At 72.6% G+C, this 17410-nt stretch carries 16 protein-coding genes and 1 pseudogene; 11 read left to right on the forward strand and 6 right to left on the reverse strand.

The window, feature by feature from the left end:
• The first annotated feature begins 456 nt into the window (after nt 1–456).
• Genes acsA through IG74_RS0131880 form a run of 5 tightly spaced genes read left to right on the forward strand, consistent with a single transcriptional unit; the run spans nt 457 to nt 6149 of the window.
• Nucleotides 457–2295, forward strand: coding sequence for an acetate--CoA ligase (gene acsA / locus IG74_RS0131860; RefSeq protein WP_037826366.1), 1839 nt, complete (start codon nt 457–459; stop codon nt 2293–2295).
• Complete coding sequence (gene pdhA, locus IG74_RS0131865) at nt 2292–3317, forward strand: pyruvate dehydrogenase (acetyl-transferring) E1 component subunit alpha (RefSeq protein ID WP_030684396.1); 1026 nt, start codon at nt 2292–2294, stop codon at nt 3315–3317. The genes acsA and pdhA overlap by 4 nt, the downstream gene beginning before the upstream one ends.
• Nucleotides 3314–4294, forward strand: coding sequence for an alpha-ketoacid dehydrogenase subunit beta (locus IG74_RS0131870; protein WP_030684397.1), 981 nt, complete (start codon nt 3314–3316; stop codon nt 4292–4294). Before pdhA ends, IG74_RS0131870 begins: the two co-directional genes overlap by 4 nt.
• Nucleotides 4287–5870 (forward strand): dihydrolipoamide acetyltransferase family protein, encoded by a 1584-nt coding sequence (locus IG74_RS0131875; protein WP_030684398.1) that lies wholly within the window; start codon nt 4287–4289, stop codon nt 5868–5870. Before IG74_RS0131870 ends, IG74_RS0131875 begins: the two co-directional genes overlap by 8 nt.
• A 36-nt stretch (nt 5871–5906) precedes the next feature.
• Nucleotides 5907–6149, forward strand: coding sequence for an acyl carrier protein (locus IG74_RS0131880; protein ID WP_030684399.1), 243 nt, complete (start codon nt 5907–5909; stop codon nt 6147–6149).
• A gap of 177 nt (nt 6150–6326) precedes the next feature.
• On the opposite strand, the gene IG74_RS0131885 is transcribed toward IG74_RS0131880, so the two are convergent.
• The gene (locus tag IG74_RS0131885) at nt 6327–6758 is read right to left on the reverse strand and encodes an Hsp20/alpha crystallin family protein (RefSeq protein ID WP_030684400.1); all 432 of its coding nucleotides are present in this window, start codon (nt 6756–6758) and stop codon (nt 6327–6329) included.
• A 69-nt stretch (nt 6759–6827) separates the two neighbouring features.
• Nucleotides 6828–7724, reverse strand: coding sequence for a universal stress protein (locus IG74_RS0131890; RefSeq protein ID WP_030684401.1), 897 nt, complete (start codon nt 7722–7724; stop codon nt 6828–6830).
• A gap of 360 nt (nt 7725–8084) precedes the next feature.
• Between IG74_RS0131890 and IG74_RS0131895 the strand changes: the two genes are divergently transcribed.
• Complete coding sequence (locus IG74_RS0131895; RefSeq protein ID WP_030684402.1) at nt 8085–9827, forward strand: GAF domain-containing protein; 1743 nt, start codon at nt 8085–8087, stop codon at nt 9825–9827.
• Here IG74_RS0131895 and IG74_RS0131900 read toward each other — a convergent pair.
• From IG74_RS0131900 to IG74_RS0131910, 3 genes are all read right to left on the reverse strand, one after another.
• Nucleotides 9813–10805 carry an Acg family FMN-binding oxidoreductase gene (locus IG74_RS0131900; protein WP_030684404.1) on the reverse strand — a complete coding sequence of 331 codons (993 nt, stop codon included), beginning with the start codon at nt 10803–10805 and terminating at the stop codon, nt 9813–9815. The genes IG74_RS0131895 and IG74_RS0131900 overlap by 15 nt on opposite strands.
• A gap of 171 nt (nt 10806–10976) precedes the next feature.
• Nucleotides 10977–11678: a response regulator gene (locus IG74_RS0131905; protein ID WP_030684405.1), complete on the reverse strand. Its 702-nt coding sequence runs from the start codon at nt 11676–11678 to the stop codon at nt 10977–10979.
• Nucleotides 11679–11778: 100 nt separating this feature from the next.
• Nucleotides 11779–12243 carry a cyclic nucleotide-binding domain-containing protein gene (locus tag IG74_RS0131910; protein ID WP_030684406.1) on the reverse strand — a complete coding sequence of 155 codons (465 nt, stop codon included), beginning with the start codon at nt 12241–12243 and terminating at the stop codon, nt 11779–11781.
• Nucleotides 12244–12512: 269 nt separating this feature from the next.
• Between IG74_RS0131910 and IG74_RS0131915 the strand changes: the two genes are divergently transcribed.
• The 4 genes from IG74_RS0131915 to IG74_RS0131930 all read left to right on the forward strand — a co-directional run bounded on the left by IG74_RS0131915 (nt 12513) and on the right by IG74_RS0131930 (nt 16209).
• Nucleotides 12513–13403: a universal stress protein gene (locus IG74_RS0131915; RefSeq protein WP_030684407.1), complete on the forward strand. Its 891-nt coding sequence runs from the start codon at nt 12513–12515 to the stop codon at nt 13401–13403.
• 291 nt (nt 13404–13694) lie between these two features.
• The gene (locus IG74_RS0131920; RefSeq protein ID WP_030684408.1) at nt 13695–14309 is read left to right on the forward strand and encodes a DoxX family membrane protein; all 615 of its coding nucleotides are present in this window, start codon (nt 13695–13697) and stop codon (nt 14307–14309) included.
• Between the two features lie 130 nt (nt 14310–14439).
• The gene (locus IG74_RS0131925) at nt 14440–15291 is read left to right on the forward strand and encodes a universal stress protein (protein ID WP_030684409.1); all 852 of its coding nucleotides are present in this window, start codon (nt 14440–14442) and stop codon (nt 15289–15291) included.
• Between the two features lie 36 nt (nt 15292–15327).
• Nucleotides 15328–16209 (forward strand): universal stress protein, encoded by an 882-nt coding sequence (locus tag IG74_RS0131930; protein ID WP_030684410.1) that lies wholly within the window; start codon nt 15328–15330, stop codon nt 16207–16209.
• 14 nt (nt 16210–16223) lie between these two features.
• Here IG74_RS0131930 and ppk2 read toward each other — a convergent pair whose 3' ends face one another.
• Nucleotides 16224–17024: a polyphosphate kinase 2 gene (ppk2, locus tag IG74_RS0131935; protein ID WP_030684411.1), complete on the reverse strand. Its 801-nt coding sequence runs from the start codon at nt 17022–17024 to the stop codon at nt 16224–16226.
• 35 nt (nt 17025–17059) lie between these two features.
• Here ppk2 and IG74_RS0131940 point away from each other — a divergent pair.
• A pseudogene (locus tag IG74_RS0131940) lies at nt 17060–17410 on the forward strand (phosphoketolase); the annotation flags it as partial.

Consider the following 17410-nt stretch of genomic DNA (forward strand, 5'->3'; position numbering starts at 1 on the left):
CTCCCCAGCTCTCTCCGGTCGCCCCCCGCCCGTAACGGCAGACCCCGCACGCGTCCACGCGAAGTGGCCCGAGCGGCCCCCACCGGGGGAAGGACGGCCTGCGGCGCTCCGCCCTCATGACGGGTTTCCTGGAGGCAGAGCCAGCCGCGGACGCACACGACAGCAGACGGGGCCCTCCGTCGCCGAAAGCCGCCCGCGGCCCTGAGAGGCACTCGGCCAGGGGAGGCGAGAGCCGTGCGTGCCACACCGGCCACCCGCGTCCGGCAAGACGCACTACTGCTCACCCGACGCGCGCGTCGTCACGAGGGCGACTCACCGCTCCCTGCCCCCCTGCCGCCCAGCTCCTTCCCACCACATTCGTCATCGGCCGAGGCGGCACCAGGGGGGCGGACTCCGCGTCGCGGATCCCGCCGGCTCTCGTGGTCCCTCGGCGTGCCCAGAGGGGACACCGAAGCCATGGCCCACGAGGTCATCACCAAGGCGGCGCGACCGCACGTCCTCCCGGACTACGACACCGCCCGCGCCCGGTTCGACTGGGCCCAGGCCCGCGACCTCCTGGCCGGACTCCCGGACGGCGGCCTCAACATCGCCTACGAGGCGGTGGACCGGCACGTCACCGAGGGTCGCGGCTCGCACACCGCGCTGCGCTGCGTGCGTCGTGACGGATCCGTGGAGTCCGTCACGTACGCCCAGCTCGCGCTGCGTTCCAACCGGTTCGCGCACGCGCTGCACGGCCTCGGGGTCGGCCGGGGCGATCGGGTGTACACCCTGCTCGGTCGCTGCCCCGAGCTGTACACGGCCGTACTCGGCACGCTCAAGAACGCCGGTGTCGTGTGCCCTTTGTTCTCCGCGTTCGGGCCCGAGCCGGTGGCCCAGCGCATGCGTCTGGGCAACGCCCGGGTTCTGGTCACGACCGAAGCCCTCTACCGGCGCAAGGTGGCGCCGATACGCGATCGGCTGCCCGACCTGGCCCATGTGGTCATCGTCGGCCCGCGACGGGAGGAACCGCCGGACACGCACTCCTTCGACGCGCTCATGGCCATGGCGAGCGCGGACTTCACCGCACCGCGCACCCGTCCAGAGGACATGGCGCTGCTGCACTTCACCAGCGGGACCACCGACGTGCCCAAGGGCGCCGTCCACGTGCACGAGGCCGTCGTCGCCCACCACGTCACCGCCGCGTACGCCCTCGACCTGCACCCCGACGACGTCTACTGGTGCACGGCCGACCCGGGCTGGGTCACCGGCATGTCGTACGGGATCATCGCCCCGCTCACGCACGGCGTGACGATCGTCGTGGACGAGGGCGACTTCGACGCTCGCCGCTGGTACCGGGTCCTCGCCGACGAGCACGTCACCGTCTGGTACACCGCGCCCACCGCGCTGCGCATGCTCATGCGGGCCACCCCGCGCGAGGGCCCCTACGACCTGCCGCGCGCCCACGACCTGTCCGCGCTGCGCTTCGTCGCGTCCGTGGGCGAGCCGCTCAACCCCGAGGTGGTGCTGTGGGGTCAGGACGTCCTCGGGCTGCCCGTGCACGACAACTGGTGGCAGACGGAGACGGGCTGCATCATGATCGCCAACATCATTTCGGCCCCCGTCAAACCGGGCTCCATGGGCCGCCCGCTGCCAGGCGTCGAGGCCGCCGTCGTCGCGCGCGGGCCCGACGGCCGGGCCTGGCGCTCACCGGAGGGACAGGTCCGCCTCGTCCAAGAGCCGGGGCAGGAGGGCGAACTGGCCCTGCGGCCCGGCTGGCCCTCGATGTTCCGCTGCTACCTGCACGCCGAGGAGCGCTACGCGGCGGCGTTCGCCGACGGCTGGTACCTGACCGGCGACATCGTCCGCAGGGACACCGACGGCTACTTCTGGTTCGTCGGGCGTGCCGACGACGTCATCAAGTCCGCGGGACATCTCATCAGCCCCTTCGAAGTGGAGAGCGTCCTCCTGGAGCATCCGATGGTGGCGGAGGCGGGAGTGATCGGCCGCCCGGACGACACCGCGGGCACGATCGTGAAGGCCTACGTCTCCCTGCGCCCCGGGGCCGATGCCGGTGGCGCGCTGCGACGCGACCTGCTCGCCTTCGCCCGGCGCAGGCTCGGCCCCGCCGTCGCGCCCCGGGAAATCGCCTTCGACCAGCACCTGCCGCACACCCGCAGCGGCAAGGTCATGCGGCGCCTGCTGCGCGCACGCGAAGCCGGGTTGCCCGCAGGCGACACGTCAACGCTGGAAACCCCACAGGCACCACATCCACCCGACGCTGCCCCGCGGCCGGACACCCCCGAGGACACGTCATGACCACCACCCGCCGCAAGAAGGCGCCGCGCGCCCGTCCGTCCCAGAGCGCCGTGGCCAAGCACCACCGCGACCTCCTCGCCGGCATGCTGCTGATCCGCCGCTTCGAGGAGCGCTGCGTCGAGCTGTACAGCGCGTCCACGATCCGCGGCTTCGTCCACCTGTGCATCGGCGAGGAGGCTGTCGCCACCGGCGTCACTGCGGCGCTCGAACCCGCCGACGCCGTGGTGTCCACCTACCGCGAGCACGGACACGCCCTGGCCCGCGGCATCCCCGTCGACGCCGTGATGGCCGAGATGTACGGCAAGACCACCGGGTGCAGCGGCGGACGCGGCGGCTCCATGCACCTGTTCGACGCCGACCGCCGCTTCTACGGCGGCAACGCCATCGTCGCGGGCGGCATTCCGCTCGCCGCGGGCCTGGCCCTCGCCGACAAGATGCGCGGCACGGACGGGCTCGTCTGCTGCTTCTTCGGCGACGGCGCCTTCGCCGAGGGCGAGTTCCACGAGAGCGCCAACCTCGCGGCGCTGTGGAACCTGCCGCTGCTGCTCGCCTGCGAGAACAACCTGTACGCCATGGGCACCCCGCTGGCCGTCGAACACGCGCAGACGGACCTGGCGATGCGCGCGGCCTCGTACGGCATGCCCGCCTGGACTGTCGACGGCATGGACGTGCTCGCCGTGGAGGCGGCGGCACGCCGTGCGGTCGACGGCATCCGCGCCGGACACGGCCCGCACTTCCTGGAGCTGCGCACCTACCGCTTCCGCGCCCACTCGATGTACGACCCCGACCGCTACCGCGACAAGTCCGAGATCGAGCACTGGCAGGCCCGTGACCCGATCACCGTCCTGACCGAACGCATGCGGACGGACGGCGAGTTGACCGAGCCCGTGCAGGAGGAGCTCGATCAGCGCACGATGCGGGAGATCGACCGAGCCCAGCAGGCCGCCGAGGCCGCACCCACCGAGCCCACCGCCACGCTGCTGCGGCACGTCCACACGGAACCCGAGGAGGCGCCGGCATGAAGACGACCTACCGGGAGGCGCTGCGCGCCGCGTTGCGTGAGGCACTCACCGCCGACGAGCGGGTGTTCCTCATGGGTGAGGACGTCGGCGCGTACGGCGGCGCGTTCGGGGTGAGCCTCGGCCTGGTCGAGGAGTTCGGACCGGAACGGATACGGGACACTCCGCTGTCGGAGTCCGCGTTCACCGGTATCGGCGTCGGCACGGCCCTGGCCGGTCTGCGGCCCATCGTCGAGATCATGACCGTCAACTTCAGCCTGCTCGCGCTCGACCAGATCCTCAACAACGCGGCCACCCTGCGGCACATGTCCGGCGGACAGTTCTCCGTGCCCCTGGTGATCAGGATGACGACCGGCGCCGGCCGGCAGCTCGCCGCCCAGCACTCCCACAGCCTCGAAGGCTGGTACGCACACATCCCCGGCATCCGCGTCCTGGCGCCCGCCACCATCGCGGACGCCCGTCTGATGCTCAGCGGCGCCCTCGCGGACCCCGACCCCGTGGTGGTCTTCGAGCACGGCTCGCTCTACAACCTCTCCGGCGAACTCGACGGGGACGGCGCCGAACCGGACATCGGCACGGCCGTGGTACGCCGCCCCGGGCATGACGTCACGCTCATCACCTACGGCGGGTCGCTGCCGAAGACGCTCACCGCCGCGGACGTGCTCGCGGCCGACGGCATCAGTGCCGAAGTGCTGGACCTCAGATCGCTGCGTCCCCTCGACGACACCACTGTGATGGCATCCGTGGCACGGACCCACCGCGCCGTGGTCATCGACGAGGCCTGGCGCACCGGCAGCCTCGCCGCCGAGGTCTCCGCACGCATCACCGAGCAAGCCTTCTACGACCTCGACGCGCCCGTACGCAGGGTGTGCAGCGCGGAAGCACCGATTCCGTACGCCCGCGCACTCGAAGAGGCCGCGCTGCCGCAGCCGGAGGGCATCGCGGCGGCGGCCCGCGAGGCGGTGGGACGCCATGGGTGAGTTCCGCATGCCCGCGCTCGGCGCCGACATGGCCGAGGGCACGCTCACAGAATGGCTGGTCTCCCCCGGCGACACCGTGGCCAAAGGCGACCCGGTGGCCGTCATCGAAACAGCCAAGTCCGACATCGAAGTCGAGTGCTTCGAGTCCGGAACGGTCGCGCGGCTCCTGGCCGAACCGGGAACGGTGCTCCCCGTGGGCACGGCACTGGCAATCATCCAGACGGCGGCAGCGCCCGTGACCACGGTCGACGCGACCGCACCGTCCCCGGAAGCCTCCCGCGCACGAGCGTCGGGGCCGCCCGCCGTCCCCAGCAACAGGGCACGCGCGCCGCACGTGTCCCGGTGCGACGGGGCGCCGGGCGCCGCACAGCCCCCGCCGGCGGCCCAGATGCTTCCGGACACCACCGCGGTCCGGACCGTGGATCCGCCCGCCCTCGCGCGAGGCACCGTCCGTGTCGAAACCGGGCCGCTCGTGCGGCGTCTGGCGGCCGAGCACGGCATCGACCTGACGGCGGTGCGCGGCAGCGGCCGTGGCGGCCGCGTCACACGGGCCGATGTGGAGCACGCCGCGCATCAGCGGGACGCTGCCCTGGGGACGCGATCCTTCGGAGCGGTCACCGGGAGAGTACGGGCGACGCCGTATGCCCGTCGCCTCGCCGTCGAGCTCTCCGTCGACCTGGCCGTTCTCACCGGCACCGGCGAGAACGGTGCGGTCAGGGCGGCAGACGTGCGCGAACACCTGCGTGCAAAGGCACGGGCGGACCGGCGTCAGAGCACGGCGGAGGCGGGGGAACCCGCCATCGCGCGTGCCGACGGTGTGGAAAGGCCTCCGGGGGCGACCGGGGCACTTCCCGCAGCGGCCCCGACGACCGCTGCGGGGACAACGGCGGATGCCGCCGCGCAGGCTCGTCGCGCCGCAGCGATGCGCCACGCCATCGCGGAGCTCATGAGCCGCTCGAAACGCGAGGTACCGCACTACTACTTGTCCAGCACGCTCGACCTCGGGGCCGCGACGCACTGGCTCCACGGTCACAACCGCGGCTGCCCGGTCACCGAACGTCTGGTACCCGCCGCGTTGTTGCTCAAGGCGACGGCTCTGGCCGTCCGCCAGGTGCCCCAGTTGAACGGGTTCTGGCAGGAGAACGGCTTCGTCCCCGGCGACGGGGTCCACCTGGGCATCGCCGTGTCGCTGCGTGACGGGGGCCTCCTGACCCCGGTGATCCACGATGCCGACGCGCTCACGCCCGCCGCTCTGATGGCACGGCTCAAGGACCTGGTGCGGCGGACCCGCACCGGACGGCTGCGCGGCACGGAGGTGTCCGGCGCCACGCTGACCGTCTCCAACCTGGGTGAGCAGGGTGCGGAGACCGTGTACGGCGTGATCCACCCGCCTCAGGTGGCTCTCGTCGGATTCGGCACCGTCGTCGAACGGCCCTGGGCGGTGGACGGCCTGATCGGCGTGCGGCCCCTCGTGACCGCCACGCTCGCCGCCGACCACCGGGCCAGCGACGGCGCGACGGGTGCCCGGTTCCTCGCCGCCGTGGACCGGCTCCTACAGCGCCCCGAGGAACTGTGACCCACACGACGGCGATCACTGCGCGAAGGAGTTGTGATGGACCGGACCGAAGCACTCACCATCGTCAAGGAGTCGATCCTTGAGATCGTCCCGGACGCTGACCTGACCACCATGGCACCCGACGAACCGCTGCGCGAAGCCCTGGAACTCGACTCAATCGACTTCCTGAGCCTGGTGGAAGCCCTGTCCGAGCGCACCAGCGTCCGCATCGACGAGGAGGACTACCCCGAACTCGGCACGCTGGACGGAGCGGTCAGCCTGCTCGCCGCCCAAACCTGACGGCTCCCGTCCGGCAGCGACAAGCAGCCCCTGGTCCGCCGGAGGGCTGCTGCCGCTCGGGACCCGTGCCCTCCGGTAGCCTCGCCGCAGCCGTCCGGGGCAGCGAGCGGCCGACGCGGACGGGCGGGAGCTGGGGTGCGGCCCCGTCGCCCGTGACGCACGGACCGCGGGCTGGGCTCAGGACGCCGCATCGCGCACCGGGACGGTCGTGACCGCCTCCACTGTGGTGGCGAGGGGCACGGTGACGGTGAGGATGCCGTGTTCGTACCGGGCCTCGGCCGCCGACTCTCGGGCCCCTCGCGGCAGACGGACCGAGCGGCGCAGGGAGCCGTATCGGAACTCGGTGCGGTGTTTCTCCCGGGTCTCTTCCGTGCGCTCCGCCCGGACGTGGAGGACGCCCTCATTGATGTCGACGCGCACGTCGCGCTCCGCGTCGAGGCCCGGCAGTTCCGCGCGCACCACGTAGGCGTCCTGGGCGAGCGTTTCCTCGACGCGGATGCCGTGCGCACCGCCCGTGCCTGTCGGAACGCCAAGGCCGTTCAGACCGGATTCGATCCACTCGAACAGGTCGGCCAGCACCAGTGGGCGCCAGCCAAGCAAGCCGTTCATCTCAACTCCCTCTCGCGGGCGCACCACAACCCCGCGTGCTTCTCGCCCGGTTCGGCGCCGCGCCCAGGCCTAGCAGTGAGGCACGACCGCAACCGGGCAGCGAGCGTGGCGGCTGACCGCATGCGTGACGGGACCGGTGCGCGTGCCCACGTGCGGCTCCTGAGGCGTCCGCCGCCCCACCACGAGCAGGCCGGCACCAGTGGCAGCCCGCACCAGCGCGGCCGATGCCCTGTCCTCGACGACGTCCCCGCTCACGGAAACGGCGGGGTACTTGTCCCGCCACGTGAACAGCACGGCGTCCTGGAAGCCCCGCCACTCCTCCGCGCGCCGCGGCCCGTCGATCAGGCCCACCTCACCCGGGCCGAGGGTGAGCGCCGACGGCGCGCTCCACGCGGACACGACCCGAAGCCGGGCGTTCCGCAGCCGCGCCGTGTCGAAGGCGAAGTCGATCAGCTCGTCGCAGGGATCGTTCAGGTCGAGCCCCAGCACGACGTCACGGTCGGCGGCGTGGATCGGGCCCGCGTGGCGGAGGTCGTCCCCCTGCGGGTCATCGACCCCGTGCCCGGCACGGATGAGCACCACAGGGCACGCGGCCCTGGCCACCACGGCCTGGGCGACCGACCCGAGGACGAATCCGGTGAGGACGCTCAGGCCACGGGATCCCAGTACCAGCACGTCCGCCTCTCCGGCGGCACCCAGTAGTGCCCTGGACGCAGGCCCTTCGGCCTGTTCGGCGACGAGGGGCACACCAGGGCACACGGCCCTCACGTGCGCCTCCGCCTCACGCAGAACACGCCCCGCCAGAAGTGGTCGCGACGCGTTCCCCGGGGCCCCGGGCGGGCTCCATGCCCACACGTGCAACAACCGCAGCGGAACCCCGCGGCGCTCTGCCTCGCGGGCCGCCCACACAGCGGCGGCGCGGCTCTCCTGGGACGCGTCGACCCCGACCATCACCGGACGCGGCATGGCGCTGTGCCCCCCCACTCGTGTGTCCCGATGCGTCGGCCCCGCCAAGCGACACGTTCCGCTCGGCTCCGTACGCTCTTCTTCTCGGCTCCGTACGCTCTTCTTCCGTCATCGTCATACCTGCGCGCGCCGGCGGGCAGGGGCCGAGAGGGCCGTTCACCAGGTCCGTACGTCCCTGCCGGGCCCGGCGGCCGCGGCACGGCCGAAAGGCCTTCCGTACGGCTGCCTGACGCCGAAAGCCGGACACGATCCGTACCGTCTCGACCCGATGACGCCCGGTACCGCTCCCTCGCCGGTACGGTGAGAACCGGTGCCATCGGTGACCCACACCACGTCGGTGCGAGCCAGGTGGAGGAAGCGATGACCGGGGACGGAACCCGCGACCGGGCCGGTGGCCCCGAACGGCATCTGCCCACGCTGCGCCTCGACGAGCTGCTCGACGAACTCCAGACGCGCATCGACGCCGCGCGGGGCACGCGGGACCGCGTGCACAGCCTGCTGGAGGCGGTGCTGTCCGTCGGCCGCGAGTTGGACCTGCCGCAGGTGCTGCGCCGCATCGTCGAGGCTGCCGTGGTCCTCGTGGACGCCGAGTACGGGGCCCTGGGAGTGATCAGTGACGACCGCACGCTGTCCCAGTTCCTGACCGTGGGCATCGACGAGGAGGAGCGGGCACGGATCGGTGACCTGCCCAGCGGCCACGGCATCCTCGGTGAACTGATCCGCCACCCGGTGCCGCTGCGGATGCCGGAGCTCTCGGAGCATCCGTCGTCGTACGGCTTCCCGCCGGGGCATCCCCCGATGCACTCGTTCCTCGGTGTGCCCATCCGGGTGCGGGACAAGGTGTTCGGCAATCTCTACCTGACCGAGAAGCGCGGTGCCGAGGAGTTCGACGCCGAGGACGAATCCGTGCTGTCCACGCTCGCCGTCGCGGCCGGCGTCGCCATCGAGAACGCCCGCCTGTACGAGGAGACGCGGCTGCGTGAGCGCTGGATGCGGGCCAGCGCCGAGGTCACGAGCACCCTGCTGTCAGGGGCGCCGAGCACCGACGTGCTTGAACTCATCGTCGAGCAGGCCCGGGAGATCGTGTCGGCCGACGTCGGAATGATCGCGGAGTACGTCGCGAAGTCGGAGGAGATGCGGCCGCTGCTCGCGGTCGGGGTGGACGCCGAGCGCCGCAAAGGGGTGGTGCTCCCGGCTCACGAGGGTCTGGTCGGAGCCGCTCTCGACGCCGCGGATCCCGTGGTGAGCGCCGACATCAGCCACGACTCCCGCGTGGGCGGCAACGGCTCGCAGTGGGCCGGGCTCGGCCCCGTGGTCGCGGTGCCGCTGGGCGTGAGCGGCAAGGCCCGGGGCGTGCTGGTGCTCGGGCGGCTGAGCGGCCGTACGCCGTTCTCCGACGCCGACGCCGGGCCGCTGCTGGGTTTCGCGGGCCAGGCCGCGCTGGCCCTGGAGCTCGCCGACCGGCGCCGCGACGCGGAGCAGGTCGCCCTGCTCCAGGACCGCGACCGGATCGCGCGTGATCTGCACGACCTGGCCATCCAGCGGCTCTTCGCGGTCGGGATGACCCTGCAGAGCACCCAGCGCTTCGTGGAGCACTCCGAGGCCGTGGAGCGGTTGTCGCGAGCGGTCGACGACCTCGACGACACCATCAAGATCATCCGGTCGACCATCTTCGGCCTGCGCACGCACGGCGGTGGGGCGGGACGCGAGGGGCTGCGGGGGCGGGTGTCGCGCGCGGTGGCTGACTCCGCCGCCGCCTTCGGCTTCACGCCCGCGCTGCGGATCGAAGGACTCGTCGACACCGACGTCCCGGCCGACGTCGCCGACCACGTGCTCGCCGTTCTCGGTGAGGCCCTGAGCAACGCCGCCCGGCACGCGCACGCGCGCTCCGCCGACGTGCACCTGCGCTGCGCCGACGGCGAGTTGACGCTCGCGGTGACCGACGACGGCCAGGGCATTCCCGAGGGGGCCAAGCACAGCGGACTGCGGAACCTGACCGAGCGCGCCCATGCCCTCGGCGGGACTCTCACACTGCGCCGAGGGCCGAACGGGAGCGGCACGCGGCTGGTGTGGCGGGTGCCGACGCCTTCACGGGAGAGCTGAACCGTCACCACCGGTCATCGTCTGCCGCGCGCTGCGGCGCGGCGTGGACGGTCCCGTCGGGCCGTACCCCATGCGGATCACCATGTGCGGGTGGCCGCTCCGGGATCCGGAAGGCGGTCCGAGCTGCTCGCGCAGATCCGGCCACTCCAGGGCCTGGTGGAGCAGCGATGCCCGCACGCCATGGGCGGTGGCCACCAGGAGCACGCGCTCCAGGGCCTGCCCGGCCCGCAGCCAGTCGGTCCGCCGGTCGTGCGCCGTGGACAGCAGCACGATCGTAGGGTGCCGTTCGAAGGCCTGGGCGGGCAGTCCGCCGGGGTGCAGGTGGGCGCCGTAGTCACGCATGGGCATCCGCTCCCGGAAGTCCTGGGGCCCCAGCGTCCGCGCGGGCATGCCGAGGCCCGACCGGTCCGGCTCGCGCACCCACTGGCGGCTCTCCGTGGCCCGGTCGGCCGAGGTGTTGTTGCGGTGCTCTCCCTCCCTGGTGAGGAGCAGCAGTCGCTGGCTCTCGACGGGAGGCGGGAAGGTCAGCAACGCGCCTTCGGCCAGCGCGGCTTCCGACAGCTCGGCGCGGACGTCGGCGGGCAACGGCCGCTCGGAGAAGGGGAACCGGCTGCTGTGGCGGCGCCACAGGGCGTCGTACAGGCGCGCTGAGCCCGGCCGCGCGCTGCCGCCGAACCGGACCGCGGCGAGCAGTCCCGGCGTGCTGGGGCGGGGCAGCAGGCGGGTCACCGGCTCCCAGCCGAAGTGGGCCACGGCGACCCGCAGGTTGAGGACCGCGCAGCCGACCGAGACGTGCAGGGCGCGCCCGGTCGGGTCGATGTGGCGCAGTCCGCGTTCGGCCGCGGCATGGATCTCCAGCGTGAGCGTGTCCGGGGCGAGCCGGAAGCGCCACGGCTGGGTGTTGTGCACGGACGGGGCCGCGACGGCCGCCGACACCAGCTTCTCCAACGTGGCCGCGTCGAGCGTCGTGGAACCCATCGCGTGCTCCTCCCCGCCCGGCGCCGCAGGGGCCGCAGGGCCGTTCCGCGACCGTTGATCGGTCGATCGGTCGATCGGTGCGGTGTGCCTGCCGACCAGCCTGAGGTGTCCGCGTTCCGCGCGGGAGGGGCCGTACGGTCTCCTGCCGCGGCCGGGCGGCCCGCGCGTGCTTCACCGGTCGGCGTCTTCGCCCCGATCGGGGGTTGCCAGCTGGGTGGCCATGACCGCCGCCTGCACACGGCGCTGGACGCCGAGTTTCGACAACAGCCGCGAAATGTGGTTCTTGACGGTCTTCTCCGAGAGATAGAGCCTCTTGCCGATCTCGCGGTTGGTGAGGCCGTCGCCGATCAGTGCGAGGATGTCCCGCTCGCGCTCCGACAGGCCCACCAGCTCGGGCGCGACGGCAGGCTCCTCGGCGGGCCCCGTGCGCAGCGAGCGCATCAGCCGCGCGGTCGTCGTCGGGTCGAGCAGGGACTGGCCGGAGGCGACGGTGCGCACCGCCGAGACCAGGTCGGATCCCTTGATCTGCTTGAGTACGTAGCCTGCGGCTCCGGCCATGATCGCGTCGAGCAGGGCTTCCTCGTCGTCGAACGACGTCAGCATGAGGACGGCCAGGTTCGGCAGCTGGTCGCGCAGCTCCCGGCAGACGGTGATGCCGTCCCCGTCGGCCAGGCGCACGTCGAGAACCGCGACGTCCGGGCGCAGTGCGGGGCCGCGCGTCAGCGCGCGTTCGGCGCTGTCGGCGTCGCCGACCACTGTGATGTCGGGTTCGGCGTTCAGCAGGTCGGCCAGGCCGCGTCGGACCACTTCGTGGTCGTCAAGGAGGAAGACGCGGACCGGGTGCTGCTCCGTGAAGGTGCGTGTATCGGTCATGACGAGACTGTTCCCCTGTTTGCCGGTGGCAGTGATGAGCGGCGGGCCGCCCGCGTGAGGGATCACGGCGTTCCGCCGCGAGGGCACGGAACGCGCGAGGTCACAGCGTGCTGCCGCTGCCGTACGGTGCGTACAGGTCCAACAGCCGGATGCGCGCCGAGCGCAGGCGGTGGGCGAGGGTGCCGCCCACCCAGTGGGCGATCGTCAGGCCGAACGCGGGATCGTTCTGGCACATGGCCCGTACGGCCACGGCGTCGAACTCGTAGGCGCGCACCGGCGACGCCGTCTCCGCGCCCAGGTGCCACGTCGGCGGCCCGAACAGCCAGGACCAGCCGACCAGTTCGTCGTGGCCGAGGGTCTCGATGACGGCCGCCCGGCGGCCGGGCACCTTCATGTCGAGGGCGATCGAGCCGGTGCGCACGACCCAGAAGCGATCGGCACGCCCGCCCTCCGAGAAGAGCCGCGTTCCCTGAGGGAACGAGACCTCGTGAGCGGCGCCCATCAGCCGCTCCCGGTGTTCGTGGGGCAGCGACCGCAGGGCGCTGGATGCGGACGGAGCGTTCATGACGTCCTCCAAGGCGGGCGGTGGACTCTCCTTCCAGCATGATCCGGAACTCCGTGCGGGGCCATGGGCCACTCGGCCCTCGCACCAGCCACCTGACCCCCATGGGCGCCGTCGGGCACACCGCGAAGCGGTGTCCGGGCCGCCAGGAGGCCGAACGACCTGCGGCCGGGGCCGTGCGGGCCCTTCCCGGCTCGGCGTACCGGCGCGACGGTCGGTCACGAGGACCGCGTCGGCCACGGACACGGCCACCGATACAGGAGGTGCGCAGCATGGATCGGTACGTCACCGCAGGTGTCGACGGCTCCACGGAGAGTCTGGCAGCCGCTCAGTGGGCGGCCCGGGAGGCCCTGCGCCGGGGCGTCCCACTGCGCCTGGTGCACGTGTGGAGGTGGCATCCGCACCCGGCGTCGTCCGTCCCCGCCGACAGCACCGAGCGCGCGGCCGCCGAGCAGGTCCTGAGCGAAGCGGTGAGCTGCGTCCACGCCGCTCACTCTCGGCTGCGGATCGACGAACGGTTGGTGTCCGGCGCCCCGGTCAGCGCTCTGCTCTCGGCGGCCGAGTCCTCTGACCTGCTGATCCTCGGGTCGCGAGGACTCGGCCGTGTCGTCGGGTTCGTCGTGGGGTCGGTGTCCCAGCGGGTCGTCGCCCACTGTCCGTGCCCGGTGGTGCTCGTCCGGGCGGGCGAGACCGTGGCCGCCGAGCACCTGCCCGCCCTGCACGGCATCTCGCCGGACGAAGTGCCCGGGACGCCCTTCCGCGACGTCGTGCTCGGGCTGGACACCGAGCACCCCTGCGACGAACTCATCGAGTTCGCCTTCGTGACCGCACGGGAGTACGGCGCGTCCCTGCGCGCCGTCCATGCCTTCCGCCCCTCGCTGTCGCGCGTGGCCGAGGGAGAGCCGCTCCCGGGGCCGGAGCTGCTCGCGGCCCAAGAGCGTGCTGTGATCGCGGCGTTGCGGCCGTGGTGTACGAAGTTCCCCGAGGTGTCCGTGACCGAGACCGTCTGCGAGGAGCGGGCCGCCGGTGCTCTGGTCCACGCGGCGCGGGAGGCCTCCCTCGTCGTGGTGGGACGCAGGACCTCCACCGGGCACCTGGGTGCGGTCACCCACGCCTTGCTGCACCACTCCGCCTGTCCGGTGGCCGTCGTCCCGCACGCGTGACGTCGACCGGCCGGCTCCGGGTCAGCGCCGCCAGGTACCCGCCGTAGAGCTGACGCCGCGTGTCCTGCCGCCGGGCCCTTGCCCCAGGAGCGTGCCCCAGTCCACGAACCCGCCCTGGAGCCGCGGCGGCGGACAGGGCCCCGCAGGACGACGGCCGCACCTGACCCGGTCGGCCTTCTCACAAGGACCTTCCGGCCCCGGTGTCCCGGACGTTCGGCACGCGGCGCGGCACGGTTCGCGTGACCAGAGTGGACCGTGTCCGACGAGGACACCGTCGAAAGGAGTACGGCCATGAGTACCCACGACCACCCGCACCGAGGCTGGGGGATCCCGCTGCCCTCGTTCCGGCGCCGTTCCGCGGCCCACGCGGCGACGGCCGCCCGCGCGGACACCGCGCGGGCTTACGCGCTCGGCTCGTTGCGCCTGTTCATGGGGGCGGTCTTCCTGTGGGCCTTCCTCGACAAGACCTTCGGATTCGGCTACTCCACCGCGTCCGGAAAGGGGTGGATCGACGGCGGTTCGCCCACCGAGGGCTTCCTCAGCGGTGTGGCGGCGGGCCCGATGGAGTCCACCTTCCACTCCTGGGCCGGTGACGCCTGGGCCGACTGGCTGTTCATGGCCGGGCTCCTCGGCGTCGGCCTGGCCCTGGTCGCGGGGGTCGGCCTGCGCCTCGCGGCCGCCGCGGGGACGGCGATGATGATCCTGATGTGGATGGCCGAGTGGCCGCCCGCCAAGCACCTCTCGGACGGCTCGCTGAGCCTGTCCACCAACCCGGTCGTGGACTACCACGTCATCTACGCCGTCGCCCTGATCGCACTCGCCGCCACCTGCTCCGGTGACGCCCTCGGCGCCGGTGGCCGCTGGGCCGGGCTGTCGTTCGTGCGCCGCCACCGCTGGCTGCGGTGAACCCGTCCGGCATCCGGGTGGCGGCCCGGGGGAGGGCCTGTCGGCCCTCCCCCGGGCCCTGCGGCCCCTGCCCTCACAGCGCGTCACGCGCGACGCTGACACGAGAACCCCGCACCAGGAGGTGGAGGACATGCCCCGAGCCGTCATCGTGGGCCTCGACGGCTCACCGGAAAGTCAGGCCGCCGCGGAATGGGCGGCCCGGGAGGCGAAGCTGCGCGATCTGCCGCTCACGCTCGTCAGCGTCCTGGAGCCCGCTCCGGAGCCCGTCGAGCAGGCGCCGCTCATGGGTCCGGAGACCCGCCAGCACTGGATCGACCGCATTCCCCGCGAGTACGCCGAAGGGCTGCGCCTGCGGCATCCCGGCGTCAAGGTCGGCGTGCGGCGGCTCTCCGGCAGGCCCGGACAACTGCTGCCCCGGCGGGCGCGGGATGACGAGGCGCTGCTCGTGCTCGGTTCACGCGGCCTGAGCGGAATCGCCGGCTTCCTGTTGGGCTCCGTCGCGCTCGCGGCCACTGCCCACGCCGTCCAGCCCGTCGTCCTGGTGCGCGCCGGGGAGCAGGCCGCCGACGAGCATCTGATGGACCCCGCGGGCGTCCCGTCCGCCGCCACCCCGTACCGGCCCGTCGTCCTCGGTCTGGACACCTCCAACCCGCACGACGCGGTCGTCACGTTCGCTTTCGAGGCGGCCGCCCGCCGCTCGACCTCGCTGCGCGTCGTGCATGTGGATCCGGCCCGGCGGCCGACGGTCGACCTGGCCGGGATGCTGCGCCCGTGGGCCCGCGCGTTCCCGCAAGTGGCTATCGTCGACGAGGCCCGTTCCGGCGGGGCGGCCGAACACTTGGCCGCTGCCTCCCAGGACTCCTCCCTCCTCGTGGTCGGCCGTCGGATCCGCCGCAGCCCGATCGGCCCCCGCACCGGGCCGGTCGCCCACTCCGTGCTCCAGCACGCGGCGTCCCCCGTCGCGGTCGTCCCGCACCACTGAGCGCCCCTCTGCGGGCCCCGGGAAGAGGTGAGGTGGATGGAACTCCCACTCGTAGTGGGCATCGACGGCTCCGAGCACAGCCTGCGCGCCGTCGACTGGGCCGCCGATGAGGCTGTCCTGCGCGGAGTGCCGCTGCGCCTTGTGCACGCCGCCTCCCGCGAGGTCGACGACGACGCCTCGCTCGCGAACGTGCTGGGCAAGCCGTCGGCCAAGGAGCTGGCCGACTTCGTCGTCGACACCGCCGCGCGGCGTGCGCACCGGCGCGATGAGAACCTCAAGCTCTCCCTCCGGATCAGGGACGAGGACCCGGTCCCGGCGCTGCTGCGCGAGGCCCGCGACGCCGTGGCTCTGGTGGTGGCCTCGCGCGGGCGCGGCCGCATCGCGGAGCTGCTGCTCGGTTCGGTGAGCCTCGGCGTCGCGGCCCGCGCCGACTGCCCGGTGATCGTGCTGCGCGGCAGTCACGACAACCAGGCCAGGGCCGGCACACGGCAGCGCGTCGTGGTCGGTGTCGGCGACAAGCCGCACTCCGCGGCAGCCGTCCGGTTCGCCTTCCGCGAGGCCGCACTGCGCCGCGTCGTCCTGGAGGCCGTACACGTCTGGCGCCGCCCCCTGTACGAGGCCCCCGCACCCGCCCACCGCCCCGGGGAGCCCGCCGGCTCCCACGAGCAGCGCGCGGCGGACGGCCTCGCCACGGCCCTGCGTGCTGCCGTGGCCGACCACCCCTCCGTCGCGGTCCTGGAGCACGTCGTCGAAGGCTCCGCGCCCTTGGTGCTCCTCGACGCCGCGTCACGTGCCGATCTGCTCGTCGTCGGCGCCCAGCGACGGCACGGTCCGTACGGGCTCCAGCTCGGCCGGGTCGCGCACATGCTCCTGCACCACTCCGCCTGTCCCGTCGCCGTCGTACCGCAACCGGTGTGAGCGCCGTGCGGGGTTCAGAGTGTCGCCGCGTGATCCGGAACGTACGTCTGCAGATCGCGCGGAGGGCGTACATAGCCGGTCGACCCGGGCCGCGGCGGCAGTTCGAGGACCGGTGGCGGCACCTCGTGGTACGGGATCGAACCCAACAGGTGGGCGATCGTATTGAGCCGGGCCCGGCGCTTGTCGTCGCTCTCGACGACGTACCACGGCGCTTCCGCGATGTCCGTGTGCACCATCATCTCGTCCTTCGCCCGGGAGTACGCCTCCCAGCGCGTGATGGACTCCAAGTCCATCGGCGACAGCTTCCAGCGTCGCGTCGGATCCTGCAGGCGACGCCGGAACCGCTCCTGCTGCACCGCGTCGCTCACCGAGAACCAGTACTTGCGCAGCAGGATCCCGTCCTCCACCAGCATCCGCTCGAAGATCGGGCACTGACGCAGGAACAGCTGATGCTCCTCCTTCGTGCAGAAGCCCATCACGTGCTCCACACCGGCCCGGTTGTACCAGCTCCGGTCGAACAGCACGATCTCCCCGGCCGCCGGCAAGTGCCCGACGTACCGCTGGAAGTACCACTGGGTGCGCTCGCGCTCGGTGGGCTTGGGCAGCGCCACGATGCGCGCGACCCGCGGGTTCAGGTGTTCCGCGACGCGCTTGATGGTGCCGCCCTTGCCCGCGGCGTCCCGGCCCTCGAAGACCACGACGAGCCGGGCGCGTTCGGCCCGCACCCATTCCTGGACCTTCACCAGCTCCGTCTGCAGGCGCAGCAGCTCCCGCTCGTACACCCCTCGCGGCAACGACGTCGCCTTGCCGACCATGCCGCTTCCTCCGTCCGACGACTACCGGAGTTCCCATGCCCTCGGTCGACCACCAGAACAGCACCGTACTGACCGACGACGAACTGCGCACCCTGGACGCGCACTGGCGTGCCGCCAACTACCTCGCCGCAGGTCAGATCTACCTGCTGGCCAATCCGCTCCTGGCCGAGCCGCTGGCGGCCGAGCACGTCAAGCCCCGCCTTCTGGGCCACTGGGGCACCTCACCCGGCCTCAACCTCGTCCACACCCACCTCAACCGGATCGTCAAGACCCGCGGCATCGAAGCACTGTGCGTGTGGGGTCCCGGGCACGGCGGCCCCGCCGTGCTCGCCAACTCCTGGCTGGAGGGCAGCTACAGCGAGACGTACCCGGACGTCACGCGCGAC

This window comes from Streptomyces sp. NRRL B-1347, from assembly GCF_000720325.1.
Taxonomy (GTDB): Bacteria; Actinomycetota; Actinomycetes; order Streptomycetales; family Streptomycetaceae; genus Streptomyces.

What these genes read in the sequence shown, in the direction of transcription:
- acsA (WP_037826366.1), top strand. Translation starts at nt 457, where the DNA reads ATGGCCCACGAGGTCATCACCAAGGCGGCGCGACCGCACGTCCTCCCG.
- pdhA (WP_030684396.1), top strand. Translation starts at nt 2,292, where the DNA reads ATGACCACCACCCGCCGCAAGAAGGCGCCGCGCGCCCGTCCGTCCCAG.
- IG74_RS0131870 (WP_030684397.1), top strand. Translation starts at nt 3,314, where the DNA reads ATGAAGACGACCTACCGGGAGGCGCTGCGCGCCGCGTTGCGTGAGGCA.
- IG74_RS0131875 (WP_030684398.1), top strand. Translation starts at nt 4,287, where the DNA reads ATGGGTGAGTTCCGCATGCCCGCGCTCGGCGCCGACATGGCCGAGGGC.
- IG74_RS0131880 (WP_030684399.1), top strand. Translation starts at nt 5,907, where the DNA reads ATGGACCGGACCGAAGCACTCACCATCGTCAAGGAGTCGATCCTTGAG.
- IG74_RS0131885 (WP_030684400.1), bottom strand. Translation starts at nt 6,758, where the DNA reads ATGAACGGCTTGCTTGGCTGGCGCCCACTGGTGCTGGCCGACCTGTTC.
- IG74_RS0131890 (WP_030684401.1), bottom strand. Translation starts at nt 7,724, where the DNA reads ATGCCGCGTCCGGTGATGGTCGGGGTCGACGCGTCCCAGGAGAGCCGC.
- IG74_RS0131895 (WP_030684402.1), top strand. Translation starts at nt 8,085, where the DNA reads ATGACCGGGGACGGAACCCGCGACCGGGCCGGTGGCCCCGAACGGCAT.
- IG74_RS0131900 (WP_030684404.1), bottom strand. Translation starts at nt 10,805, where the DNA reads ATGGGTTCCACGACGCTCGACGCGGCCACGTTGGAGAAGCTGGTGTCG.
- IG74_RS0131905 (WP_030684405.1), bottom strand. Translation starts at nt 11,678, where the DNA reads ATGACCGATACACGCACCTTCACGGAGCAGCACCCGGTCCGCGTCTTC.
- IG74_RS0131910 (WP_030684406.1), bottom strand. Translation starts at nt 12,243, where the DNA reads ATGAACGCTCCGTCCGCATCCAGCGCCCTGCGGTCGCTGCCCCACGAA.
- IG74_RS0131915 (WP_030684407.1), top strand. Translation starts at nt 12,513, where the DNA reads ATGGATCGGTACGTCACCGCAGGTGTCGACGGCTCCACGGAGAGTCTG.
- IG74_RS0131920 (WP_030684408.1), top strand. Translation starts at nt 13,695, where the DNA reads ATGAGTACCCACGACCACCCGCACCGAGGCTGGGGGATCCCGCTGCCC.
- IG74_RS0131925 (WP_030684409.1), top strand. Translation starts at nt 14,440, where the DNA reads ATGCCCCGAGCCGTCATCGTGGGCCTCGACGGCTCACCGGAAAGTCAG.
- IG74_RS0131930 (WP_030684410.1), top strand. Translation starts at nt 15,328, where the DNA reads ATGGAACTCCCACTCGTAGTGGGCATCGACGGCTCCGAGCACAGCCTG.
- ppk2 (WP_030684411.1), bottom strand. Translation starts at nt 17,024, where the DNA reads ATGGTCGGCAAGGCGACGTCGTTGCCGCGAGGGGTGTACGAGCGGGAG.